Annotated in this window: 20 protein-coding genes; 18 read left to right on the forward strand and 2 right to left on the reverse strand. The window is 64.0% G+C overall.

All coding sequences use genetic code 11. The annotated features are described in order from the left end of the window. Nucleotides 1-39 precede the first annotated feature (39 nt). From bamB to D7S89_RS02635, 11 genes are all read left to right on the forward strand, one after another. Entirely contained in the window at nt 40-1,185 is a 1,146-nt protein-coding gene (gene bamB, locus D7S89_RS02585; protein WP_121275304.1) for an outer membrane protein assembly factor BamB, read from the forward strand. A 313-nt stretch (nt 1,186-1,498) separates the two neighbouring features. Then, the gene (der, locus tag D7S89_RS02590; RefSeq protein ID WP_121275306.1) at nt 1,499-2,836 is read left to right on the forward strand and encodes a ribosome biogenesis GTPase Der; all 1,338 of its coding nucleotides are present in this window, start codon (nt 1,499-1,501) and stop codon (nt 2,834-2,836) included. Nucleotides 2,837-2,980: 144 nt separating this feature from the next. After that, nucleotides 2,981-3,217, forward strand: coding sequence for an RNA chaperone Hfq (hfq, locus tag D7S89_RS02595; RefSeq protein WP_028224456.1), 237 nt, complete (start codon nt 2,981-2,983; stop codon nt 3,215-3,217). A 75-nt stretch (nt 3,218-3,292) separates the two neighbouring features. Further along, nucleotides 3,293-4,492 carry a GTPase HflX gene (gene hflX, locus D7S89_RS02600; protein WP_183085095.1) on the forward strand — a complete coding sequence of 400 codons (1,200 nt, stop codon included), beginning with the start codon at nt 3,293-3,295 and terminating at the stop codon, nt 4,490-4,492. 33 nt (nt 4,493-4,525) lie between these two features. Further along, a complete protein-coding gene (hflK, locus tag D7S89_RS02605; RefSeq protein WP_121276026.1) occupies nt 4,526-5,896 on the forward strand; it encodes an FtsH protease activity modulator HflK in 1,371 nt (456 codons plus the stop codon). Nucleotides 5,897-5,908: 12 nt separating this feature from the next. Beyond that, nucleotides 5,909-6,817 (forward strand): protease modulator HflC, encoded by a 909-nt coding sequence (gene hflC, locus D7S89_RS02610; RefSeq protein WP_121275308.1) that lies wholly within the window; start codon nt 5,909-5,911, stop codon nt 6,815-6,817. 41 nt (nt 6,818-6,858) lie between these two features. Next, nucleotides 6,859-7,050, forward strand: a complete 192-nt coding sequence (locus D7S89_RS02615) for a DUF2065 domain-containing protein (protein WP_121275310.1) — start codon at nt 6,859-6,861, stop codon at nt 7,048-7,050. A gap of 115 nt (nt 7,051-7,165) precedes the next feature. After that, nucleotides 7,166-8,326, forward strand: a complete 1,161-nt coding sequence (locus tag D7S89_RS02620; protein ID WP_121275312.1) for an ATP phosphoribosyltransferase regulatory subunit — start codon at nt 7,166-7,168, stop codon at nt 8,324-8,326. 133 nt (nt 8,327-8,459) lie between these two features. Then, complete coding sequence (locus D7S89_RS02625) at nt 8,460-9,806, forward strand: adenylosuccinate synthase (RefSeq protein WP_121275314.1); 1,347 nt, start codon at nt 8,460-8,462, stop codon at nt 9,804-9,806. A 4-nt stretch (nt 9,807-9,810) separates the two neighbouring features. Continuing rightward, nucleotides 9,811-10,401, forward strand: a complete 591-nt coding sequence (locus tag D7S89_RS02630) for a phosphoribosyltransferase (RefSeq protein ID WP_121275316.1) — start codon at nt 9,811-9,813, stop codon at nt 10,399-10,401. 151 nt (nt 10,402-10,552) lie between these two features. Continuing rightward, on the forward strand, nt 10,553-12,445 hold the full coding sequence (locus D7S89_RS02635; protein WP_121275318.1) for a potassium transporter Kup: 1,893 nt from the start codon (nt 10,553-10,555) through the stop codon (nt 12,443-12,445). 130 nt (nt 12,446-12,575) lie between these two features. On the opposite strand, the gene D7S89_RS02640 is transcribed toward D7S89_RS02635, so the two are convergent. Further along, nucleotides 12,576-14,909 carry a Tex family protein gene (locus D7S89_RS02640; protein WP_121275320.1) on the reverse strand — a complete coding sequence of 778 codons (2,334 nt, stop codon included), beginning with the start codon at nt 14,907-14,909 and terminating at the stop codon, nt 12,576-12,578. Nucleotides 14,910-15,056: 147 nt separating this feature from the next. Between D7S89_RS02640 and D7S89_RS02645 the strand changes: the two genes are divergently transcribed. From D7S89_RS02645 to D7S89_RS02660, 4 genes are all read left to right on the forward strand, one after another. After that, nucleotides 15,057-15,875, forward strand: a complete 819-nt coding sequence (locus D7S89_RS02645) for a colicin transporter (RefSeq protein ID WP_121275322.1) — start codon at nt 15,057-15,059, stop codon at nt 15,873-15,875. A gap of 83 nt (nt 15,876-15,958) precedes the next feature. Then, entirely contained in the window at nt 15,959-16,174 is a 216-nt protein-coding gene (locus D7S89_RS02650) for a DUF465 domain-containing protein (protein ID WP_121275324.1), read from the forward strand. A 61-nt stretch (nt 16,175-16,235) separates the two neighbouring features. Further along, nucleotides 16,236-18,524, forward strand: coding sequence for a DNA repair helicase YoaA (gene yoaA / locus D7S89_RS02655; protein WP_121275326.1), 2,289 nt, complete (start codon nt 16,236-16,238; stop codon nt 18,522-18,524). Between the two features lie 199 nt (nt 18,525-18,723). Continuing rightward, nucleotides 18,724-19,431 (forward strand): FkbM family methyltransferase, encoded by a 708-nt coding sequence (locus D7S89_RS02660; protein ID WP_121275328.1) that lies wholly within the window; start codon nt 18,724-18,726, stop codon nt 19,429-19,431. 161 nt (nt 19,432-19,592) lie between these two features. On the opposite strand, the gene D7S89_RS02665 is transcribed toward D7S89_RS02660, so the two are convergent. Beyond that, entirely contained in the window at nt 19,593-20,459 is an 867-nt protein-coding gene (locus tag D7S89_RS02665; RefSeq protein ID WP_121275330.1) for an outer membrane protein assembly factor BamD, read from the reverse strand. A 42-nt stretch (nt 20,460-20,501) separates the two neighbouring features. Between D7S89_RS02665 and D7S89_RS02670 the strand changes: the two genes are divergently transcribed. The 3 genes from D7S89_RS02670 (at nt 20,502) to phaC (ending at nt 24,942) form a co-directional block, all read left to right on the forward strand. Continuing rightward, nucleotides 20,502-21,719, forward strand: coding sequence for an RluA family pseudouridine synthase (locus D7S89_RS02670; RefSeq protein ID WP_121275332.1), 1,218 nt, complete (start codon nt 20,502-20,504; stop codon nt 21,717-21,719). Nucleotides 21,720-21,821: 102 nt separating this feature from the next. Then, the gene (gene pgeF / locus D7S89_RS02675) at nt 21,822-22,643 is read left to right on the forward strand and encodes a peptidoglycan editing factor PgeF (RefSeq protein WP_121275334.1); all 822 of its coding nucleotides are present in this window, start codon (nt 21,822-21,824) and stop codon (nt 22,641-22,643) included. A 376-nt stretch (nt 22,644-23,019) separates the two neighbouring features. Next, the gene (gene phaC / locus D7S89_RS02680) at nt 23,020-24,942 is read left to right on the forward strand and encodes a class I poly(R)-hydroxyalkanoic acid synthase (protein WP_121275336.1); all 1,923 of its coding nucleotides are present in this window, start codon (nt 23,020-23,022) and stop codon (nt 24,940-24,942) included. The last annotated feature ends 64 nt before the right edge of the window (nt 24,943-25,006 follow it).

Consider the following 25,006-nt stretch of genomic DNA (forward strand, 5'->3'; position numbering starts at 1 on the left):
CTTCATTTGACCAACTCTTGATTGATGCTTCGCCCACCGATGAATTTGCTGAAACGTTTCGCCGTGCCCGCCGCCTGTGCGATGACCGTCCTCGTGATGACGGCCTGCTCGTCGACGAAGGATGAGCGTCGCATCCCGACGCCGCTCGCCAACTTCAAGCCTGCTCTGAACGTGGAGCGCGCGTGGAAGACGAGCGTCGGCAGCGGCGGTCGCTATCTGTTTGCGCCGGTCGCCGTGGGCGATGCCATCTATGCGGCTGGGAAGAGCGGTAGCGTCGAGAAGATCGACGGCAAGAGCGGTCAGCAGATCTGGCGTGCGAAGCTCGATACGGACCTGACGGCCGGCGTCGGTAGCGACGGCAAATTCACGGCTGTGGGCGGCACGCGCGGCGGTGTCTACGCGTTGGACGCCGACGGCAAGCTGCTGTGGAAGTCGAACGTGCCCGGCGAAATCATCACGCCGCCGCTCGTGGGCAATGGATACGTGGTCGTGCGCACGATCGACGGCCAGATCAGCGCCTTCAATGCCGAGACGGGCGAGCTCAAGTGGGTCTATCGCAACCGTGCCGTGCCGCTCAATCTGCGCGTGACGGCGGGCATGACGTTCGCGGGCGACGCGGCTGTACTGGCCGGTTTCCCGGGTGGCGGTCTGGCTGCGATCAATCTGAAGACGGGCGACGAATACTGGCAGGCGCCGGTTTCGTATCCGAAGGGCGTGACCGAAGTCGAGCGCATCAACGACGTGACGGGGGCGCCGATCCTCGTCGGCGCGCAAGCGTGCGCCGTCACGTTCCAAGGCCAGATTGGCTGCTTCGATGCGAACTCGGGGCGTCCGGTGTGGGAGAAGCCGTTCTCGAGCGCCAGCGGCGTCACGCAGGACGGCACGCTCGTTGCGGCCAGCGACGACTGGTCGGTCGTCTCGGCGTTCAACGCGACGGACGGCAAGCAGCTGTGGCGCAACGAGAAGCTCAAGAGCCGCGATCTCGGCGTTCCGTTGCTGCTTGGGCCGTCGATCGTCGTCGGCGATTTCGAAGGCTACGTGCACTTCCTGTCGCGCGACGATGGCACGTTCGTCGCGCGTGTGAAGACCGACGGCAGCCCGATCACGGCAGCGCCGGTGATGGCTGGCGACACGCTCGTCGTGCAAACGCACGATGGCGAACTGTACGGTTTCCGCCCGCATTGATGCGGCGGTGATCGTTCTACTTTCGACGCACTGGCCGGCATAAGCCGGCCGCATGCGTTCAATGCCGACGCGCACATCGCACGCCGGTATATCGGGTGGTGGCGGACACGATGCGCCGGCCAACGCCCGAACGTGATAATTTGCTGCGAGGGCCGTGCGAATCGGCTGCTCGGCAATCCACTAGTCCCGCGTCAGGCGGACCTATTATGTCCGCCTGACGCAAGGACCTATTGTCGCCGCTCGCGAACGACGCGCCGGCGAGCCGCGATGGCGCAGGGACACCCGCGCGAGCGCTTCACATAGACGACATCAGATGAAACCCGTAATTGCCCTCGTTGGGCGCCCCAATGTGGGGAAATCCACGCTTTTCAACCGGCTCACGCGCTCGCGCGATGCGCTCGTGGCCGATTTGCCAGGCTTGACGCGCGACCGCCACTACGGCGAGGGGCGAGTGGGCGATCGGCCGTATCTCGTCGTCGACACGGGCGGGTTCGAGCCCGTCGCGAAGGACGGCATCCTGCACGAGATGGCGCGGCAAACGCGTCAGGCCGTCGAAGAGTCCGATGTCGTCGTGTTCATCGTCGACGGACGTAACGGCCTCGCGCCGCAAGACAAGTCGATCGCAGACTACCTGCGCAAGACCGGGCGGCCGATCGTGCTCGTCGTCAACAAGGCCGAGGGGATGAAGTACACGTCCGTCGCGGCCGATTTCTACGAGTTGGGCCTTGGCGATCCGCGTGCGATTTCGGCGGCCCACGGCGACGGCGTGACCGAGACGATCAACGACGCGCTCGGGATCGCGTACGCCGGCCATCCCGAGGAAGAGAGCGAGGAGAAGGCGCCGCGCGGCGTGAAGATCGCGATCGTCGGACGGCCCAACGTGGGCAAGTCGACGCTCGTCAACACGCTGATCGGCGAGGACCGCGTGATCGCGTTCGACATGCCTGGCACGACGCGCGACTCGATCTATGTCGACTTCGAAAGGCAGGGCAAGAAGTACACGCTGATCGACACGGCAGGGCTGCGCCGGCGCGGCAAGGTGTTCGAGGCGATCGAGAAATTCTCGGTCGTGAAGACGCTGCAATCGATCGCCGATGCGAACGTCGTGATCCTGCTGCTCGATGCGCGCCAGGATATTTCCGAGCAGGATGCGCACATCGCGGGCTTCGTCGTCGAGCAAGGGCGTGCGCTGGTCGTCGGCGTCAACAAATGGGACGGGCTCGACGAGCACGTGCGCGAGCGAACCAAGCACGACCTCATGCGCAAGCTCAAATTCCTCGAATTCGCCAAATTCCACTTCATTTCGGCGACGGAGAAGACGGGCATCGGCGCGCTGATGCGTTCGGTCGACGATGCGTACGCGGCTGCGATGGCCAAGCTGCCCACGCCGAAGCTCACGCGTGCGCTGATCGAGGCTGTCGAATTCCAGCAGCCGCGCCGCCGCGGGCCGGTGCGACCGAAACTGCGCTATGCGCACCAGGGCGGACAGAATCCCCCGATCATCGTGATTCACGGCAATGCGCTCGATGCCGTGACCGAGACATACAAGCGCTATCTGGAGAACCGCTTCCGGGAAACTTTCTCGTTGTCCGGAACTCCATTGCGCATAGAGTTCCGTTCCTCGTCCAACCCTTATGCCGACAAGGGTTGAGCGCCGCTTGGACAAAGGCTTGGCCGCTCGGCCAGGCGGCGCGTGCGGTAACGAAAATCGGCTATAGTGTAGCGATTGGCGTCGGATTTCTTTTTCTTCGACGTCAATTTGGATCTAACCTGCAAAAAAACGACGGAGTTTGCTATGAGCAACAAAGGGCAATTGTTACAAGACCCGTTTTTGAACGCACTGCGCAAAGAGCATGTGCCGGTTTCGATCTATCTGGTCAACGGCATCAAGCTGCAAGGGAACATTGAATCGTTCGACCAGTACGTCGTGTTGCTCCGGAATACGGTGACCCAGATGGTGTACAAGCACGCCATCTCGACGGTGGTGCCGGCCCGTCCGGTCAATTTCCATCCGGATTCCGAAACATCCTGAAACCCATCGTCGTGGCCGGCATGACGTCGCTTGCCGGCGACTCATGCCGGCCACTTCATTTTGACACTCACCAATTTGATCAACGCAGCGCTCGTCGGCATCGACTTCGGCAAGATCGACTTCGAAGCCAGCCTCGAAGAACTCAATTTGCTCGCGCAAAGCGCGGGCGCTCATCCCGCCGTGACCTTGACCGGGCGTCGTTCGAGCCCCGATGCCGCGCTGTTCGTCGGTAGCGGCAAGGCCGAGGAGTTGCGCCTCGCGTGCGAAGCCAACGACGTCGAAATCGTCATCTTCAATCACGCGCTGGCGCCGGCGCAGCAGCGCAATCTGGAGCGGGCGCTTAATCGGCGCGTCATCGATCGCACCAGCCTCATTCTCGACATCTTCGCGCAGCGCGCGCGCAGCCACGAAGGCAAGCTTCAGGTCGAGCTCGCGCAGCTCCAGTATCTGGCGACGCGCCTCGTGCGCGCCTGGACCCACCTCGAGCGCCAAAAAGGCGGGATCGGCCTGCGCGGCCCTGGCGAAACGCAGCTCGAAACCGACCGGCGCCTGATCGGCGAGCGCATCAAGATGCTGAAGTCACGTCTCGAAAAGCTGCGGCGCCAGCATGGCACGCAGCGACGTCAGCGTCAGCGCAACCGCGCGATGTCCATCTCGCTCGTCGGCTACACGAATGCGGGCAAGTCGACGCTGTTCAATGCGCTCACGAAAGCGCAGGCGTACGCGGCCGACCAGCTGTTCGCCACGCTCGATACGACTTCGCGGCGCTTGTACCTGGGCGAGGAAGTCGGGCAGGTGATCATCTCGGACACGGTCGGTTTCATTCGCGAACTGCCGCACCAGCTCGTTGCGGCATTTCGCGCGACGCTCGAAGAAACGATTCACGCCGATGTGCTGCTGCACGTCGTCGATGCGTCGAGCGCCGTGCGCCTCGATCAGATCGATCAGGTCAACGAAGTGCTGCACGAGATCGGCGCAGACACCGTGCGCCAGATTCTCGTGTTCAACAAGATCGACGCGGTGCCTGAACTCGCGGCTCGCGGCGAGGCGGTCGAGCGAGACGAGTATGGTAATATTTCGCGCGTCTTTTTGAGCGCGCGCACGGGGCAAGGCCTGGATACGCTGCGCGCAGCCATCGCCGAGATCGCCACCTCAGAACATCTTCCTGATACCGGGCGAGCGTTGCCGGAAGATCAGCCGGCGCACGAGCACGAAGACCTCAACGTAGCGCGGATCTCCGGGGCGGACGCGTCGTCGCGCTCCGATTTGCATTGACCGGCTCTCCCAACTCGAGTGAACGAACACAAGGTGAACCAATACAACGAGCGGAGTTTCTGGACGCGTGCGCGCGCCGTCCTTTCGATCAGCGATCCCCGCTGGGGTCGCAGCGACGGCAACGGCAGCAGGCAGCGTCCGAATGAGCCGAAGCGGCCCTCGGGCGATGGGGAGGGGCCGCCCGATCTCGACGAAATGTGGCGCGAATTCAATCGCCGGCTATCGCGGCTCTTCGGCGGCAAGCGTTCTGGCGGCGGTGGCGACCGTCGTCCCGATAACGGTCACGCGGCACGCGTGGGCGTGGGCATCGTCATTGGCGTACTCGTGGCCATCTACGTCGGTAGCGGTGTTTTCGTCGTACAAGACGGGCAGGCCGGCGTCGTGCTGCAGTTCGGAAAATATCGCAGCACGGTCGGGCCGGGTGTTCACCTGCGGATGCCGTATCCGTTCGAGACCAGCGAAATCGTCAACGTGACGCAAGTGCGCTCCGTGGAAGTCGGGCGCAGCAATGTCGTCAGCGAGGCCGACGTCAAGGATGCGTCGATGCTCACGCGCGATGGCGATATCGTCGACGTGCGCGTTGCCGTGCAGTATCAGGTGAAGTCGCCGACCGATTACCTGTTCCACGACGTCGATCCCGATCGCAGCGTCACGCAGGCAGCCCAGGCGGCCGTGCGCGAGCTCGTGGGCACGCGCCGTACCGGCGAGCTGCTCGATCAAAATCACGACGCGATGCGCGGGCAGCTCACGCAGGCGATTCAGCGCTCGCTCGATCTCTATCGCACGGGTCTGGCCGTGACGGGTGTGACGATTCAAAGCGTCGCCGCGCCGCAGCCGGTGCAGGCCGCATTCGAGGACGTCACGCGTGCCCGCGAGGACCGCGCGCGGGCCAAGCGCGACGCGCAGGCGTACGCAAGCGAGCTGCTGCCGCGCGCGCAAGGCGATGCGGCGCGTACCGTCGACGATGCGAAGGTGTACGCCGAGCGGGTGGTCGGCGAGGCGCAGGGCGATGCCGAGCGCTTCAAGCAGGTCTACGCGCAATACGCGAAGGCGCCAGCCGTCGTGCGCGAGAGGATGTATCTGGAAACGATGCGCGAAATCTATTCGAATACCACGAAGGTGTTTGTGACGAGCAAGGGCGGCAACAGCGTCATCAATTTGTCGCTCGACAAACTGCTCGAGGCGCGAGGCCACGCGGCCGGCGAGGCTGCCGGTGCATCGGCCAGCGCCGCCACGGCTGTGGCGGCAGCGGGGGCTTCGAGCTCTGCCGCCGCGCAAGCGCCGGCGCGCACGCCTGCGCTTGCGTCGGCGCCCGCCAGCCAGGCTGCAACGGCCGCCAGCGACACGATGCGCTCGCGCGAGACGTTCCGCAGCCGCTCGCGCGAAGACGAGTTGCAGCCATAAGGAGCGCATGCCATGAATCGTATCGTTGCGCTCGTGATCGTCGTCGTGGCCGTGCTGTTCGCCGGCTCATCGACGCTGCTCGTCGTCGATCAACGGCATCAGGCCGTTGTTTACTCACGTGGCGGTGTCGACCCGGTCGCCGTCGGCCCAGGCCTCCATTTCAAGCTGCCGACGCCGCTGCAAGGCGCGATGCGCGTCGATGCGCGCGTGCAGACGCTCGAGGCGTCGAATCCGGACCGCTATACGACCTCGGATAAAGCGGACCTGCTTGTGACACCGGTGCTTAAATACCGTGTCGTCGATCCGCTCAAGCTGTTTACGCAAACCGAAGGCGACGCGCAAAGCGTGCCCGGGCGACTTGCCGAATTCACGCGCGCCGCGCTCGGCGAGGCGTTCGGCAAGCGTTCGCTCAGTGACGCACTGGCGCAGCAGCACGACATCGCCAGTGAAGCGCGTAGCGCCATTGCGGCGCGCACGGGCGCACTGGGCGTCGAGGTCGTCGATGTGAGCCTCACGCGCATCGACTTGCCGGCGGCGGCGGCCGAAGCGGCCTATAAGCGCATGGTCGTCGCGCAAGAGCAAGCGGCCAGCGACGAGCGCGCGCAAGGCGCAGCCGAGGCCGAGCAAATCAAGGCCGACGCGGAGCGCCAGCGCGACGCGGTGCTCGCCGATGCCTACAAGACGGCACAGCAAATCAAAGGTGAGGGCGATGCGAAGGCCGCGGCCATTGCCGCCGATGCGTTCGGTCGCGACCCGGGCTTCTATCAGTTTTATCAGAGCCTGCAAGCGTATCGCAGCGTCATCAAGCCGAGCGACGTCGTCGTCGTCGATGCCGATAACGACTTTTTCCGTTTCATGCGGAGCCCGGACGGCGGTGCGCCGTCGAACGGCCAAGCCGCCGCAGCTTCACGCAAACACTGATTTCTGGGGCGCCGCACGCGAGTGGCGGCGTCGGCATTCGAATGGACATAGCCGGTTCGTTACTGCTTGCGATCGCACTGATGCTTATCATCGAGGGCATGTTTCCGTTCGTTTTTCCGACGGCATGGCGTGACACGTTTCGTAAAATAGCAGCGCGACCGGCTCATCATATCCGGATCGGCGGGCTCATCGTCATGGCGCTGGGTCTACTGCTGCTCGTCGTGGCGACATAAGCGAGGCGACCCGAGCCCGCAAGCGGCGCGCCATCCTGCGCCGCCCGCCCAGACCCTCTTCTTCGGCACGTGCGTTCGCGCGTGCCGCGTCAATTAATGTCGTAGGACTGTACCGATGTCGACCTGGCTGCTTCCCGAGAATATCGCCGACGTGCTGCCGTCGGAGGCGCGCAAGATCGAGGAGCTGCGACGCGCGCTGCTCGATCGTTTTCGCACGTATGGCTATGAGATGGTGATGCCGCCGCTGCTCGAGTATCTCGAATCGCTGCTCACGAGCGGCGGCAGCGACCTCAATCTGCGCACGTTCAAACTCGTCGATCAGCTTTCGGGCCGCACGCTCGGCTTGCGCGCCGACACGACGCCGCAGGTGGCGCGCATCGACGCGCATCTGTTGAACCGCCAAGGCGTGACGCGCCTTTGCTATGCGGGCAACGTGCTGCATACGCGGCCGCGCGGGCTGCACGCCACGCGCGAGCAGATTCAAGTGGGCGCTGAAATCTACGGCCACGCGGGCCTGGAGGCCGATCTCGAGATCCAGCAGCTGATGCTCGACGTGCTGCGGCTGGCGGGCTTCGAAAAGGTGCGCCTCGATTTGTGCCATGCGGGCGTGTTGTTGGCGCTGTTCGAGCGCGACGCGCAAGCGGCGGCGATGGGCGAGCAGCTCTACGAAGTCCTGGCGGGCAAGGACGTCGCCCGGCTCGAAGAGCTCACGCGCAGCTTGAGCCCCGTGGTGGGTGAGGCGCTGCGCGCGCTGCCGGCGCTGTACGGCGACCGTTCGGTGCTCGACCTCGCGCGCGCGCGGTTGCCGCAGTGGCCCGAGATTACGCAGGCACTCGACGATCTGGCGTTTCTGACCGAGCATGTCGAAGGCGCTGAAGTGACGGTGGACCTTGCCGACTTGCGCGGCTACGCTTATCACAGCGGCGCGATGTTCTCGGCCTACGTCGACGGCGTGCCCAATGCCGTCGCGCGTGGCGGCCGTTACGATCACGTCGGTCAGGCATACGGACGGGCCCGTCCGGCAACGGGTTTTTCGCTCGATTTGCGCGAAGTGGCGCGAATCTCGCCGGTCGAAGCGCGCAGTAGCGCGATTCTCGCGCCGTGGAAGCATGACGAGGCGTTGCGCGCAAGCGTGGCGGCGTTGCGCGATGCGGGTGAGATCGTGATTCAGGCGTTGCCCGGACACGACGCCGCGCTCGACGAATTCGCGTGCGACCGTGTGCTCGTCGAACGCGACGGTGCCTGGATCGTCGAGGCGGTGCCGACCGGGCGTTGAAAGTGTCGGAGCGCGGCCGGCGCATGACCGCCGCGCGCTCGCAATGGGTCCATGCCGTTGAAGCGAAACGGAAAAATTCGGAAGCTTCGCCGAACATGGGTAGAATACGTTTTTAACCAGCTAACGAAACAACATGTCTGCCAGCGCAGTGAATGTGGCCCCGGGACGCAATGTCGTCGTCATCGGGACTCAATGGGGTGATGAGGGCAAGGGCAAGATCGTCGACTGGCTGACGGACCACGCGCAAGGCGTCGTGCGTTTCCAAGGCGGTCACAATGCCGGCCATACGCTCATCATCGGCGGCAAGAAGACGATCCTGCGTCTGATTCCCTCCGGCATCATGCGTGCGGGCGTCGCCTGCTACATCGGCAACGGCGTCGTGTTGTCGCCCGAGGCGCTCTTCAAGGAAATTGAAGAGCTCGAGGCAGCGGGCGTCGACGTTCGCCAGCGTCTGTTCATTTCCGAAGCGACGACGCTGATCCTGCCGTACCACATCGCGATCGACCAGGCGCGCGAAGCGCGCCGCGGCGCGGGCAAGATCGGAACGACGGGCCGCGGTATCGGGCCGGCTTACGAAGACAAGGTCGGCCGCCGCGCGCTGCGCGTGCAAGACCTGTTCGCGCCGGCAACTTTTGCCGAGCGTCTGCGCGAAAACCTCGACTTCCATAATTTCGTCCTGACCCAGTACCTGGGCGCAGCCGCGGTCGACTTCCAGCAAACCCTCGACACGATGCTCGGCTATGCCGACCGTCTCGCGCCGATGGTTGCCGACGTGTCGCGCCGGCTCTACGAAGAGAACGAGGCGGGCCGCAACCTGCTGTTCGAAGGCGCACAAGGTACGCTGCTCGATATCGATCACGGCACCTATCCGTTCGTGACGTCGAGCAACTGCGTAGCAGGCGCTGCGACCGCCGGTGCCGGTGTCGGCCCGCAAAAGCTGCACTACATCCTCGGCATCACGAAGGCCTATTGCACGCGCGTCGGCGCGGGGCCGTTCCCGAGCGAGCTCTACGACGCGGATAACCCGCAGCGTCAGGAAGCTGTCGGCGTGACGCTCGCCAACGTCGGCAAGGAATTCGGTTCGGTCACGGGCCGTCCCCGTCGTACGGGTTGGCTCGATGCGGCCGCGCTGCGTCGCTCGATCCAGATCAACGGCGTGTCGGGCCTGTGCATCACGAAGCTCGACGTGCTCGACGGCCTCGACGAAGTGAAGCTGTGCGTCGGCTACAAGGTCGACGGCAACGATGCCGACCTGCTGCCGCGCGGCGCTGCCGAAGTGGCACGTTGCGAACCGATCTACGAAACCTTCGGCGGTTGGAAGGAAAGCACGATCGGCATTACGCAGTGGGACAAGCTGCCCGCGAACGCGCAAGCGTATCTGACGCGCGTGCAGGAAGTGGCTGGCGTGCCGATCGACATGGTGTCGACTGGTCCGGACCGCGACGAGACGATCCTGTTGCGTCATCCGTTCAAGGTGTAACGCGATGACGACGAATCTGACGACGATCGCGATGACCGATCCGCGCAACGACGACAAGCACCTCTGGGTCAGCTGGGACGAGTACCACCGGCTGATCGAGTTGCTCGCGCTCGCCGTGCACGAATCCTGCTGGAAGTTCGACAAGATTCTGTGCCTCGCCCGCGGTGGCCTGCGCGTTGGCGACCAGCTTTCCCGCATCTATGACCTGCCGCTCGCGATTCTCGCGACGAGCTCGTACCGCGAGGCAGCCGGTACGCAGCAAGGGGATCTAGACATCGCGCAGTACATCACGATGACGCGCGGCGAACTGACCGGCAACGTGTTGCTCGTCGACGACCTCGTCGATTCGGGCGTGACGCTTGCGCGCGTGCAGCAGCATCTGAAAGAGCGCTATCCGGCCATCACGGCCGTGCGCTCAGCCGTGCTTTGGTACAAGGGCTGCTCGAAGGTCAAGCCCGACTACTTCGTTCAGCACCTGCCGACGAACCCGTGGATTCACCAGCCGTTCGAAGAATGGGATACGGTCCGGCCGCATAACCTCGGCGCCTGGATCAAGCGTGGTATCGCACGGTCCGAGGCGTCAAGCGGCACATAAGTTGCGAAACGAAACATGACGTGGCGGTATCGCTTGCCACGTCGTCTGTCAAGCGGAGTCCTGGACTCCGCTTTTTCATATGGGCGCTGCGCTCGGGCACCGCTAGAATAGCGCTCGCTGCCGGCGTATCCGGTACGAATTTCCTTGTTTTATGACAGACAACAATCACGATCCTTCCCGCTCGCACTCCTTGCCCGCGCTCGCGCTAGCCGCGATCGGCGTCGTGTTCGGCGACATCGGCACGAGCCCACTCTATTCGCTGAAAGAGGCGTTCAGCCCTGCGCACGGCATCGCGCTGACCGACGCGTCGATCCTCGGCGTCATTTCGCTGCTTTTTTGGGCGATCGTGATCGTCGTCTCGATCAAGTACGTGCTGTTCGTGATGCGTGCCGACAACAACGGGGAGGGCGGCGTGCTCGCGCTGATGGCGCTGTCGCTGCGCTCGTTCGACATGCGGACACGCACAGCCGGCACGTTGATGATGCTCGGCATATTCGGCGCCTGCATGTTTTATGGCGACGCGGTGATCACGCCGGCGATTTCTGTGATCTCGGCCGTCGAGGGGTTGGAGATCGCGACGCCGCATCTATCGCATCTGGTGCTGCCGATCACGATCGTCGTCCTCATCGCGCTGTTCTGGATCCAGCGGCATGGCACGTCGCTCGTCGGCAAGCTGTTCGGTCCGATCATGGTGATCTGGTTCGCCACGCTCGCCGTGCTCGGCGTCATGCATATCCTGCGTGCCCCCGGCATCATTGCGGCGCTCAATCCGTATTACGCGTACTCGTTCATGTCGGCGCACATGGTGCAAGCGTATGTCGTGCTCGGCTCGGTGTTCCTCGTGCTGACCGGGGCGGAAGCGCTGTACGCCGATATGGGCCACTTCGGCGCCCGGCCGATTCGGCTGGCTTGGTACACACTCGTCATGCCGGCGCTCGTGCTCAACTACTTCGGGCAGGGTGCGCTGCTGATGCGCAATCCGAAGGCGATCGAAAATCCGTTCTTCCTGCTCGCTCCCGACTGGGCACTGCTGCCGCTCGTCGTGCTGTCGACGGTAGCGACCGTCATCGCATCGCAGGCCGTGATCTCGGGCGCCTATTCGCTGACGAGCCAGGCCATTCAGCTCGGTTACGTGCCGCGCATGAAAGTGCTCCATACGTCGGATCTGGCCATCGGCCAAATCTACGTACCCGTCGTGAACTGGATGCTGCTGTTCGTGATTCTGTGCATCGTGATCGGCTTCAAGAGCTCCGATAACCTCGCTGCGGCGTACGGCATCGCCGTGACGACGACAATGGTCATCACGACCGTGCTGGCCTGCGTCGTGATGGTGAGGGTATGGAACTGGAACAAGACGCTCGTGGCGGTCATCATTGCGGCGTTCATGGCCGTCGACGTCGGCTTCTTCGGTGCGAATCTGCTGAAGGTGGCCGAAGGCGGGTGGCTGCCGCTCGGTATCGGTGCGCTGCTGTTCTTCCTGCTGATGACTTGGCACAAGGGCCGCTTGCTCGTCAAGGAACGTACGGCGGCTGACGGCATTCCGCTCGCGCCGTTCCTGCAGGGCCTGCTTGCGCATCCGCCGCATCGCGTCTCGGGCACGGCCATCTACCTGACGGGTAGCCACGCGCTCGTACCCGTGAGCCTGCTGCACAACCTCAAGCACAACAAGGTGCTGCACGAGCGCACGATCTTCCTGACGTTCGTGACGCGCGACATTCCGTATGTGAAGGATGACGAGCGCGTGACCATCAAGGAGGTGGGCGGTGGCCTCTTCATCGTGAATGCGGCCTACGGCTTCAATGAAACGCCCGACGTGAAGGCCGTTCTGTTCGAAATTAGCCGCATGCACAACATGTCGTTCGAGCTGATGGATACCTCGTTCTTCCTCGCACGTGAAACGGTAGTGCCGACGCAGTTGCCTGGCATGTCCGTGTGGCGCGAGCGCGTATTCGCATGGATGCACCAGAACGCGGCCAAGCCGACCGACTTCTTCAGTATTCCGGCCAACCGCGTCGTCGAGCTCGGGACGAAGATCGAAATCTGACCGAACGAGATCTAGGGCGCCATGCGCGCCTTAGGTTGCGCGCACGACAAAAAGCCCGTGTTCTGTAAGGAACACGGGCTTTTTTGCGGCCGCCGCCAGTGGGGCGGCGGCCGAGCATCTACGAACCTGCTTAGCGTTGCTTGAGCTTTGCGAAGGCTGCCGCCATCGCACCCGACGGCTCGGGTTCGCGCGTACGCGGCGCTCCTCGGGCGCCACCGGTACGGCCTGCGCCTGCGCCGCCGCGCTCTTGCTGACCACCGCGCGAGGCTGGCGTCGCATCGTCATCGAGTCGCATCGTGAGCGCAATGCGCTGGCGCTTGACGTCGACTTCGAGCACCTTGACCTTCACGACCTGACCCGCCTTGACCACTTCGTGCGGGTCCTTGATGAACTTCGTCGACATGGCCGACACATGCACGAGACCGTCCTGGTGCACACCGATGTCGACGAACGCGCCAAAGGCCGCCACGTTCGTGACGACGCCTTCGAGCACCATGCCCGGCATCAGGTCGGACACCTTTTCGACCCCCTCGCGGAACGTCGCAGTCTTGAATTCGGGGCGCGGGTCGCGGCCCGGTTTTTCGAGCTCGAGCAGAATGTCGCGCACGGTGGGCAGGCCGAAACGTTCGTCGACGAACTCGGCCGGCGACAAGCCCGCGAGCGCTTCGCGGTTGCCGAGCACCTCGCCGACTTGCTTGCTCACCTTGGCGAGAATGCGCTCGACGACAGGGTAGGCCTCGGGGTGAACGGACGAGCGGTCGAGCGGGTTTTCACCGCCGTTGATGCGCAGAAAGCCGGCGGCTTGCTCGAACGTCTTGTCGCCGAGGCGGGGCACTTTGCGCAGTTGCTCGCGCGACGGGAACGGGCCGTTCGCATCGCGATAATCGACGATGTTGCGCGCGAGGGTCGAATTGAGCCCCGACACGCGTGCGAGCAGGGCCGCCGACGCGGTGTTCGCGTCGACGCCGACCGCGTTCACGCAGTCTTCGACGACGGCATCGAGCGAGCGGGCCAGCTCGCGCTGATTCACGTCGTGCTGATACTGGCCGACGCCGATCGCCTTCGGCTCGATCTTCACGAGCTCGGCGAGCGGGTCTTGCAGGCGACGTGCGATCGAGACGGCACCACGCAGCGACACGTCGAGATCAGGGAACTCCTTCGCCGCCAATTCGGATGCCGAATAAACCGATGCGCCAGCTTCGGAGACGACGATCTTTTGCAGCTTGAGCTCGGGGTGGCGCGCGATGAGCTCGCTGGCGAGCTTGTCGGTTTCACGCGAGGCGGTACCGTTGCCGATGCTGACGAGCTCGGCCTGCGTTTGCGCCGCGATGCGCGCGAGTTTTGCAAGCGAGCCGTCCCAGTCGCGGCGCGGCTCGTGCGGATAGATCGTATCGGTGGCGAGCAGCTTGCCGGTGCGGTCGACGACCGCCACCTTCACGCCCGTACGCAGCCCCGGATCGAGGCCGATCACGGCCTTCGGGCCCGCGGGTGCGGCCAGCAGCAAGTCCTTCAGGTTGCGGGCGAACACGCGAATCGCCTCGTGCTCGGCATCCTCGCGCAGCTGCGTGAGGAGTTCGTTCTCGAGGTGCGGCTGAACCTTCACGCGCCAGCACCAGCGGCATACGTCGGAGAGCCATTTGTCGGCGGGACGGTTCTGGTTCGCGATGCCCACGTGGTGCGCAATGAGCGCTTCGCACGGGTGGGGCACCTGCGTATCGAGCTCCTCGCCCAGGCCCAGCTTGACCATCAGCACGCCGGCATTGCGGCCGCGGAACAGCGCCAGCGCGCGGTGCGACGGGATCGTCTTCAGCGTTTCGGAGTAGTCGTAGTAGTCGCGGAATTTTTCGCCTTCCTCGCTTTCCTTGCCTTCGACGACGACCGACGAGACGATGCCGCGCTCATGCAGATATTCGCGCAGCTTGCCGAGCAACTCGGCCGTCTCGCCGAATTGCTCGGACAGGATGTCGCGGGCGCCGTCGAGTGCGGCCTTGACGTCGGCCACGCCTTTCTCGGCGTTCACGTAGGCGGCCGCTTCCGTTTGCGGGTCGAGGCGCGGATCGGCGAGCAGTGCCTGGGCCAGCGGTTCGAGCCCCGCTTCGCGGGCGATCTGCGCGCGCGTACGGCGCTTGGGCTTGTACGGCAGGTACAGATCTTCGAGCACCTGCTTGCTGTCGGCGGCTTCGATCGCTGCGCGCAGTTCGTCGGTAAGCTTGCCTTGCTCGTCGATGCTGGCGACGATCGTCGCGCGCCGATCTTCCATCTCGCGCAGGTAAAGCAGGCGTTCCTCGAGCTGGCGCAATTGCGTGTCGTCGAGGTTGCCGGTGACTTCCTTGCGGTAGCGGGCGATAAACGGAACAGTGGAGCCTTCGTCGAGAAGTTGCACGGCTGCCGCGACCTGGCGTGGCTGGACCGTCAATTCGGTGGCGATGCGCTGTACGATCTTGAGTGCTACGGAGTCCGTCATAGAAGAGGCGTCTGGCTGCGAGGCTTCGAGTGCGGCGCCAGCCGGCGTTATGCGGCGAGGCGAGCGGGCTCTAGGCCGAGTTGCTGAAGCGGCGCATTTTGCCATAAATGCCCGGGGGCTCAAGATTGGGGTGTTAGAATTTCGACCATGTTCCGATCCCCGCCTACGACGTTGCCGATCTCCCGTTTTTCCGTCGCTCTGCGCGCCGCGCAGGTTGCTGCCGCGGTCTTCGCCTTGCCGTGTATCGCGTTGGCGCAAACGGCGCCTGCCCCTGACGCTACGTCGCAGCCGGACACGCATGCCGAGGCGCCGCTGGCCGCGAGCATGCCGTCCAACGCTTTCGATGCGCGCCAAAAAGCGCTCGATCAGCGCTCGGCGCAAAACGACTACACGTACGGTGTGGCCGTTCATCAGTGCTATGACACGTTTTTCGTGAACACCTGTCTCGGGCGCGCGCGCGACAAAATGCGCGACGTAAAGGCGCAGATCCGCAGTGAGCAGCTCTCGCTCGACGACGAACGGCGTGCGGCACGGGCACAGCAGCGTGACGAGCAGGAGGCGCTGCGGCGTGTGCAGGACGAGTCCGAGGCGCCGCAGCGGGCGGCCGCCGACGAGCGCAATGCGCAGGCGTACGAGGAGAAGCAGCGCCAGCATGCGCTCGACGCGGCCAAACGTAACGCCGAAGCGCCGCAGCGAGCCCAGAACCAGGCCGCATACGACCAGAAACAGGCTGATTTCCAACGCAAGCTCGACCAGGCGCATGCACAGGCGGCGCAAGATGCGAAGGAGCGCGCCGAGCGCGCGCAGCGCTTCGGCCAAAAGCAGGTTGACGCGGCGCAGCACAAGGCCGATGTCGAGGCCAGGCAGAAGCAGGCTGCGCAAAAGGCGCAGGAGAAGCAGCAGGAGCAGTTGCAGCAGCAGGAGCAGCAAAAGCAGTTGCGCCAGGAGCAGCAGGATAGCGAGTGACGCTGCGCGCTTTTGCGGAAGGCAACCTCTGGCGTGGTCCCCTGGAATGAAAGGGGACGCGCCAATGAACCGAGGAGGTGACCATGCGCGACCATCAAGCGATCCAGCCGAACCTATTGCGCGATCGCATCGTACAGTTGCAATCGGAGCACAGCGAGCTTGATCGCATGATCAATAAACTCGCCATCTCGTCGGACATCACCGACCTCGAGTTGCGGCGCCTGAAAAAGCGCAAACTCAAGGTCAAAGACAACATCATGTTGCTGCAATTGCAGCTCGAACCGGACAAGCACGCATAAGCGGTTCACCGGCAAGCACCGGTGCCCGCGGCGGCACCGGCTTTGCAGGGAATCGCTTGCCTTGAATTCACCGCTCGACGTTTCTTCCGATAACCCGCGTGCTGCGGCGCCCGTAGCTGGAGCCGCGCAGTCGCGCGCGGCCGCCTTCGTTCCCGGTGCCCGACGCAGCGCGGAACTCGACGCGATTTTCGCGGCCGATGGGCTGCTTGCACGCGCGATCGACGGCTATCACTCGCGGGCCTCGCAAATCGACATGGCGCGGGCTGTCGCTGCTGCGATGGAAGCATCGGGGCGGGCAATGCCCGAGCCTGCGATGTTCGAGGCGCAGCGGCGCCCGGCGCGGCGTTTGTCCACGACCGATGCGCCAGCTGCCGGCGCGGGCAGGGACCCCGCCGATACTGCGTCTCAGGATGCGGCTCCCGAGCCGGCCGATGCCGGCGACAACACGCTGATCGTCGAGGCCGGCACGGGCACGGGCAAGACGTACGCGTACTTGGTGCCAGCGATGCTGTGGGGCGGCAAGGTGATCGTCTCGACCGGCACGAAGCACCTGCAGGACCAACTGTTTCAGCGCGACATCCCGACCGTGCGCGATGCGCTTGCAGTGCCCGTCAGCGTGGCGATGCTCAAGGGGCGCTCGAATTACCTGTGCCACTACTATCTGCAGCGCACCGCCGACAATGGACGCTTGCCCTCGCGGCAAGAGACAGCGTACTTGCAAGAGATCGTGCGTTTTGCGAAGGTGACGCGCTCGGGCGACAAGGCGGAACTTGCGAGCGTGCCCGAGACCGCGCAGGTCTGGTCGATGGTGACGTCGACGCGCGAGAACTGCCTCGGGCAGGAGTGTCCGAACTACAAGGATTGCTTCGTGATGCACGCGCGGCGCGAGGCCCAGCAGGCCGACATCGTCGTCGTCAATCACCATCTGTTCTTCGCCGACATCATGTTGCGCGATACAGGCATGGCCGAACTGCTGCCCACGGCGAACACGATCATCTTCGACGAAGCGCATCAACTGCCCGAGACGGCGACGCTGTTCTTTGGCGAAACACTGTCGACGTCACAACTGCTCGAGCTCGCGCGCGATACGGTCGCGGAGGGGCTGGCGCATGCGCGCGATGCCGTCGAATGGGTCAAGGTCGGCGCGGCGCTCGAGCGCGCGGCGCGCGATGTGCGGCTCGCGTTCAAGGAAGATACGCTGCGCGTGTCGGCGGCTCAGTTGCCGGTCGACCATCCGTTGTTCGATACGCTCGATGCGCTGGAGACCGCGCTCGATGCGCTGGCGACCGCGCTCGCAGGTCAGGCCGAGCGCGCCGAATCGCTGGGTGCCTGCCTGCGCCGCGCGCGGGAGTTGCAGGATCAGCTTGGTCGCTGGACGGCCGTGGCCGCCGAGCCAGTTGAAGACCCGACGAAGTCCGCCGACGGTAAAGGTGCACCGTCCAACGGCACCAGCGCCTCGGACTCGAACGAGCGCATTCGCTGGGTCGAAGTGTTCTCACAAACCGTGCAGTTGCACGAGACGCCGCTGTCGGTAGCGCCGATCTTCGCCAAGCAGCGTGCCGGCGTGCCGCGTGCGTGGATCTTCACGTCGGCGACGCTGTCGGTGCGCGGCGATTTCACGCATTACGCCGCGCAGATGGGGCTCGATGCGCGCCGCTCGATGACGCTGCCGAGTCCGTTCGACTACGGCACGCAAGGGCTGCTGTACGTGCCGCGCAATCTGCCGCAGCCGTCCTCGCCCATGTTCACCGATGCCGTGTTCGAAGCGGCGCTGCCCGCGATCGAGGCCGCCGGTGGCGGCGTCTTCGTGCTGTGCACGACGCTGCGTGCCGTCGATCGGATCGCTGCGAAGCTGCGCGACGTGATCGAGGCGCGTGGCTGGACGATGCCGTTGCTGATGCAGGGCGATGCGAGCCGCACCGAACTGCTCGACCGTTTCCGCGCCTACGGCAATGCGATTCTCGTCGGCAGCCAGAGCTTCTGGGAGGGCGTCGACGTACGGGGCGACGCACTGTCACTCGTGGTCATCGACAAGTTGCCGTTCGCACCGCCTGACGATCCGGTGCTCTCCGCCCGGCTCGATGCGCTGACGAGGAAGGGCTTGAGTCCGTTCGCCGTCCATCAGCTGCCACAGGCCGTCATTACGCTGAAGCAGGGCGCGGGGCGCCTCATTCGAGCAGAAACGGACCGGGGCGTGTTGATGATTTGCGATACGCGCCTCGTCGACAAGCCGTACGGCCGCCGCATCTGGCAGAGTCTGCCGCCCTTCAAGCGCACGCGCGAGATCGACGTCGTGCGCGAATTCTTTGCGGCCCGAGCGCTGACGACGGACGGCGATGCCACCGCATGATGCGTGAACAAGCGTGGGGCCTGGTGGTCGGCCATCGGTTTTCCGTTGCTCGGATTTTCACGATGCCGGCTGCCTGCGCAGTATATTTACGCGCATAGCATAAAAAATATTCGAGTGCGAATATTCTTGATTTAATTTATCTTGATTTAATTTAAAGTCTCCCTACACTGGTTCACGATGGATCACTTCGAGGGCTATCGTGAATCGTGTCAGTGGCCACACCTTCTTCAATAGATTCGTCGACCAGAACAGCATCGTTGTTGATCTCGGTGCCAACATCGGTCGTTTCTCTAGCGAGATGGCGCGTCAATACGGGTGCGCATGTTTTGCGATTGAGCCTAACCCGGAATGTTTCGCACAGCTGCGCAATTTCGGGAACGTCAAATCGTTCAATATCGCGATCGCCGACCGTACCGGCCAGATGCGTTTTTTTGTGGCCGCCAATTCAGAGGCGTCGTCGTTCACGCGCACGTCCGAGAGTGATCGAGAGATCTCGGTGCCCGCGATGCGGTTCGACGAATTTTCGGCACTTCACGGTCTGACACGGATCGATCTACTGAAGGTTGACGTCGAGGGTGCGGAAATCGAGTTGCTCGACTCGCTGTCGGATTCCTTTCTTCTGGGTATCGGGCAGGTATCCGTCGAGTTTCACGATTTCTGTGATCTTGTGTCCAAAGACGATGTTGCACGGATAGTCAGCCGGTTTCGATCCCTTGGGTTTCTCTCGATCAATTTTTCCAAGGAATCGCACGGACACGAAGATCATTTGTTCGTGAATACGCAGCGATGCGATGTGGGTAAAGTCGAATTTTGGACAACCAAATATCTCACCCGCAACATCTTCGGCCTGAGTCGTATGGTCAAACGCTGGAGCAACCGGCGACCCAGCGTCGCGAAGCCGGCATAGTGGCCGGGCAAGCCATAGTCTGACCGTGGCGGAATGGATTGTCGGGCGTTATTGCACAGAGCTAACCCGATCGATTATTGGGCGCTTTACGCTCAAATGAAAACCGGCCTTCACGGCCGGTTTTCATTTTGCATGACGCGCTTCAAAAGGCTTCACATCACTCAGAACTGCCACCAAGCCTTCTTGGCGGCGCCGCGAGCATGGCCAGTGATGTACGGGCTGTCGGGGAACGTCCCGGCCAGCACACGACGGGTATCTTCGGCCAGCTGGGGCTCGTTGAGCTTCGTGTACGACAGGATCATCAGGTGCAGCGCGTCTTCGATGGCCGGTGCATTCCGGTACTCCTTGACGGCCAGTTGCGCACGGTTGATCGAGGCCACATACGCGCCGCGGCGATAGTAGTAATCGGCCGCATGGACTTCATACGAAGCGAGCGCATTGACGATGTAGCGCATGCGCGCGGCCGCATCGGGCGCGTACTTGCTTTGCGGGTACTTGTCGACGACGGCCTTGAACGCGTCATACGACTCGCGCAGCGATTTCGGATCGCGCTCGCTCATGTCCTGGCCCGAAAAGCGGCCGAACAGACCGAGGTCGTCGTTGAAGTGGATCATCCCCTTCAGGTAGTACGCGTAGGCAATGTCAGGGTGATCGGGGTGCAGCTTGATGAAGCGGTCGACAGCCTGGTCGGCGGCGGCCGTTTCGTTGTCCTTCCAATTGCAGTACGCGACATTGATTTGCGCTTGCTGCGCGAAATGGCCGAACGGGTCGCGGCCTTCGAGCGACTCGAAGTACTTCGCGCACTTGCCGTAATCGCCGCCGGTGAGCGCGTCCTGGGCCTCCGAGTATAATTTGCTATTCGGCCAGGCCGCCGTTTCGTCCGTTTTCTGCGGCAGGCCATGGCAGCCTGCCACGAGCACTGCGGCAGCGGCGATGGCCAGCGAGGCCGTGGCGGGTTTGACCGCTTCTTTCGTTACACGGGTGGCCGCGCGAAAGGCCGATCGCATCGTAGTGTTCAGGGCTCGCATTTCCTAGCTATCTGTCTCAGTAACTCAGTAACCCAGTTTTCAATGAACCGCACCAGTCGTTCAGGCGTCAAGTCCGGCGCCAAAGATCGAAGCGACGATTATAGCCGAACCGTTGCGCCTACCGACGCCCTTGAAAGCGAGGGGCTCGACAATGATCTCGCAACCGCCGCGAGCGCGGCTGAGCACGCCGTCTCGCCCGCGCGCGACGAAGCGCCGCGCGTGGCATCGGTCCCGCCCGAGCTCGCCGGCGAGCGGCTCGACAAAGTCCTCGCCAAAGTATTCCCCGAATTTTCGCGCAGCCGCCTGCAAAGCTGGACCGAGGAGGGGCGCGTACGCGTGAACGGCAAGCCCTCGAAAGTGCGCCAGCCTGTTCCGCTCGACGCGCGCATCGAGCTCGAGCCCGACTTGCTGCCCGAGCAGCTCGCGTTCACGCCCGAGCCGGTGCCGCTCGACATCGTCTACGAAGACGACACGCTCGTCGTCATCAACAAGCCGGCGGGCCTCGTCGTGCATCCGGCTGCCGGCAATTGGAGCGGAACGCTCCTGAACGGGCTGCTGCACCGCTACGGCGAAGCGGCCGCGGGCCTGCCGCGTGCAGGCATCGTGCATCGGCTCGACAAGGAGACGTCGGGACTCATGGTCGTCGCGCGCACGCTCGAGGCGCAGACGGACCTCGTGCGGCAGTTGCAGGCGCGCACGGTCAAGCGCCGCTACATCGCGCTCGTCTGGGGCGCGATGCCGGAGGATGGCACCATCGATGCGCCGATCGGGCGCGATCCGCGTGAGCGCACACGCATGGCCGTCGTGACGGGCGCTGCCGGCAAGCCTGCCCGTACGCACTTTCGCAGCGCCGACGCGACGCTGTGGCAGCAGCAACGGATCTCGGCGATCCATTGCGATCTGGAAACCGGGCGCACGCACCAGATTCGCGTGCACTGCGCGCATATTGGTCATCCGCTGCTCGGCGATCCGGTCTACGGCAGTTTGCGTGGCCGACGCTCGAGCGTACCGTTGCCGGGCGGTTTCGCGCGGCAGGCGCTGCACGCGTGGCGGCTCGGTCTCGTGCATCCGCAGACGGGGCGCACGATGCATTGGCGCGCCGAGCTGCCGGACGATCTGGCCGCGCTCGTCGAGGCGCTCGGGTTCGGTGCCCAGTCCGATCTCGGCGATGAAGCCGAACGTGACGAAGACGAATTCGACGATGCGCATGCGTACGAGCCGTACATCGTCGGCGACGAAGACGACGAAGACGAAGAATAAGGCGACCGCCACGTCTGACCGGGAACCTGTGCGGCTGCGCGAATATCGCAACAACCGCCGCAACAAAAACAGCAACGACAACTGCAATCAGGAACGCGCGAGATGAGCGAGCCGACCCTTACCCTAGCCGACTGTCTGCAACCCGCATGGCATGTGCCGCCGCACGTGAGGGCGCTCGTCACGACGCGCGTGGGCGGGGTCAGTCAGCCGCCTTACGGCGGCTGGCGCGATGGACAGGACGTGCCCGGCGGACTCGATCTGGGGCTGCATACGGGCGACGACCCGGCGCACGTGCACGAGAATCGCGCGCGGCTGCTGGCGCTCGCGGGCGTGCCGGCGGCCTGGCTCGAGCAAGTCCACGGCGACGTGATCGTGCGCGCCGACGAGGCGATCGACCTGGACGCGCCCGTGCGCGCCGATGCCAGCGTCACGCAGGTGCCGGGCGTCGCGTGCCTCGTGATGGTGGCCGATTGTCTGCCGGTGCTGTTTGCCGACGAAGCGGGGCGGGCCGTCGGTGCGGCGCATGCCGGTTGGCGGGGCCTCGTGGGCGGCATTGTCGAGAAGACGGCGCAGAGGGTGGCGGAGCTTGCCCGGTCGCGCTGCGAGGGCGTACAGGCTTATCTGGGGCCGGCCATCGGCCCGCAAGCGTTCGAGGTGGGCAGCGAGGTGCGCGATGCTTTCATGGCGGCGGCCGAAGGCGCCGAGCGCGCGCCGACTTCCGCTGCGTTCGCTCCGCACGAGCACGAGGCCGGCAAATATTGGGCAGACCTGTATGGTCTTGCGCGGCTGCGCCTTTTGCGTCTTGGCATAACGCGCGTGACGGGCGGCGATGCCTGCACGGTGACCGAGCGTGCGCGCTTCTACTCGTATCGTCGCGATCGCGTGACGGGCCGCATGGCCGCACTCGTATGGCTGGCGCGCTGATGACTGGCGACTGACGGCCCAGAACGCCGATAGCGTCGGGTGCGGCGGTACGCGGCGGTGTCAGTGCGCCGCACAAGAATCGGCCTGCGGCGGATCGGCAACGTGCCGCGTACGCAAGCGTCTTACGAAACACTTCGAGGGAGTGACACGCCCACCGCATCGGCATGACGGGCTGATCGATCGACCTCGGGAAAACGATAATAAAAAAGCTATCGCAGTGCGGCAAAATCGGTTCCGAGCATTGACACGTCTTGCAGCGGGGGCAAGAATGACCGCTCGCAAAGGGTGAGCGCATCGAGGCCGTGAGGTTCGCCTGATTGCGCGTCGAGCCCGCTTTCTCAATCAGTCTTCCGAGACTTACCGGTCAATAGCGGGTATGACTGCATCGAAACGTTCATCGACTTCCTCTCAAACCGATACTTCTTCGAGCCGCGAGCAGCAAGCCGGAATGGGCAATGCCGACATGCATCGGATGTTCGATGCATGGATGAATGCCTGGCGCTCGGTCGCCAATCCCGCTCAATGGCAGTCTGCCGGTGCGCCGTCGGCGGCGGCCGCATTCGGCGCGAACGGCCCGGCCATGCCGCCGTTTCCGTTTCCTTTCCCGATCCCGCCGATGCCGTCGATGTCCCAGATGCCGTCGATGGCCGACGCGGCGCATTCGGCTTCGCAAGCGCTGGCGGGCATCAAGCTACCGGTGGCCGCGATTTCGCCCGAGCGGCTCCAACAGCTGCAGGCCGACTACTCGCGCGACTGCCTCGAACTCATGAATCAGGCGAACGCGGCCGATCCAAAGGCGCCGCCGCTGCCTGACCGGCGCTTCAGCGCAGAGGCTTGGAAGACGACGCCGGCATTCGCCTACACGGCCGCCTGGTATCTGCTCAATGCGCGCTATCTGCAAGCGCTGGCTGATGCGGTCGATACCGATGCGAAAACGCGCGAACGCATCCGCTTCGCCGTGCAGCAATGGACAGCGGCCACGTCGCCCAGCAACTTTTTCGCGCTGAACCCGGAGGCGCAGAAGACGCTGCTCGACAGTCACGGTGAGAGCTTGCGCCAAGGCGTCATGAATCTGCTCGCCGACATGCGGCGCGGCAAGATCTCTCAGAGCGACGAGTCACGCTTCATCGTCGGCAAGAATCTCGCGACGACCGAGGGTGCCGTCGTCTTCGAGAACGAACTGATTCAACTGATCCAGTACAAGCCGCGTACCGCAAGCGTGTTCGAGCGGCCGTTGCTGATGGTGCCGCCGTGCATCAACAAGTACTACATCCTCGACTTGCAGCCCGAGAGCTCGCTCGTCGCGCACGCGCTCGAGTGCGGTCATCAGGTTTATCTGATCTCGTGGCGCAACGTCGATGCGTCGCAGGCCGGCAAGACCTGGGACGACTACATGACCGACGGCGTGCTGGCCGCGATCGACGTGGTCAAGAGCGTGAGCGGGCGTGAGCAGATCAATACGTTCGGCTTCTGCATCGGCGGCACGATGATCGCGACGGCGCTGGCCATCCTGGCTGCGCGAGGCGAACATCCGGCCGCTTCGATGACCCTGCTCACGGCCATGCTCGATTTCACGGACACGGGCGTGCTCGACGTGTTCGTCGACGAGCCGCATGTGCGCATGCGCGAGCAGACGCTCGGCGGTCTGAACGGCGCTCCGCCGGCGCTGATGCGCGGCCTCGAGTTCGCCAATGCGTTTTCGTTCCTGCGGCCGAACGATCTCGTATGGAACTACGTCGTCGACAACTATCTAAAGGGCCGCACGCCTGCGCCGTTCGATCTGCTTTACTGGAATAGCGATTCGACGAATCTGCCGGGGCCGATGTACGTCTGGTATCTGCGCAACACGTACCTGGAGAATCGCCTGCGCGAGCCCGATGCATTGACCGTATGCGGTGAGGCGATCGATCTGGCGCGCATCGACGTGCCGACGTTCATCTACGGTTCGCGCGATGATCATATCGTGCCGTGGCGCACCGCCTACGCGTCGGCGCCGCTGCTCACCGGGCCGCAGCGCTTCGTGCTCGGCGCGTCGGGTCACATTGCGGGCGTCATCAACCCGCCTGCCAAGGGCAAGCGCAGCTACTGGGCGCATGAGGGCAAGGAAAAGGCGCTGCCGGAGGACCCTGACGTCTGGTTCGACCAAGCCGTGGAGAAGCCGGGCAGTTGGTGGCCCGAATGGATCGCCTGGCTCGATCAGTACGGTGGCAGGAAGGTGAAGGCGCGCGCGCAACTCGGTTCGGCTGAATATCCGGTCATCGAACCGGCGCCGGGGCGCTATGTGCTGGAGCGCGACTGAGGCGTGCGCAGGCGGCCGGCAAGCCGGCGGCCTCGCGTGTGCGACGTTGCGCGTGAAGAGTTTT

The organism is Trinickia fusca, from assembly GCF_003628145.1.
GTDB classification, from domain to species: Bacteria; Pseudomonadota; Gammaproteobacteria; order Burkholderiales; family Burkholderiaceae; genus Trinickia; species Trinickia fusca.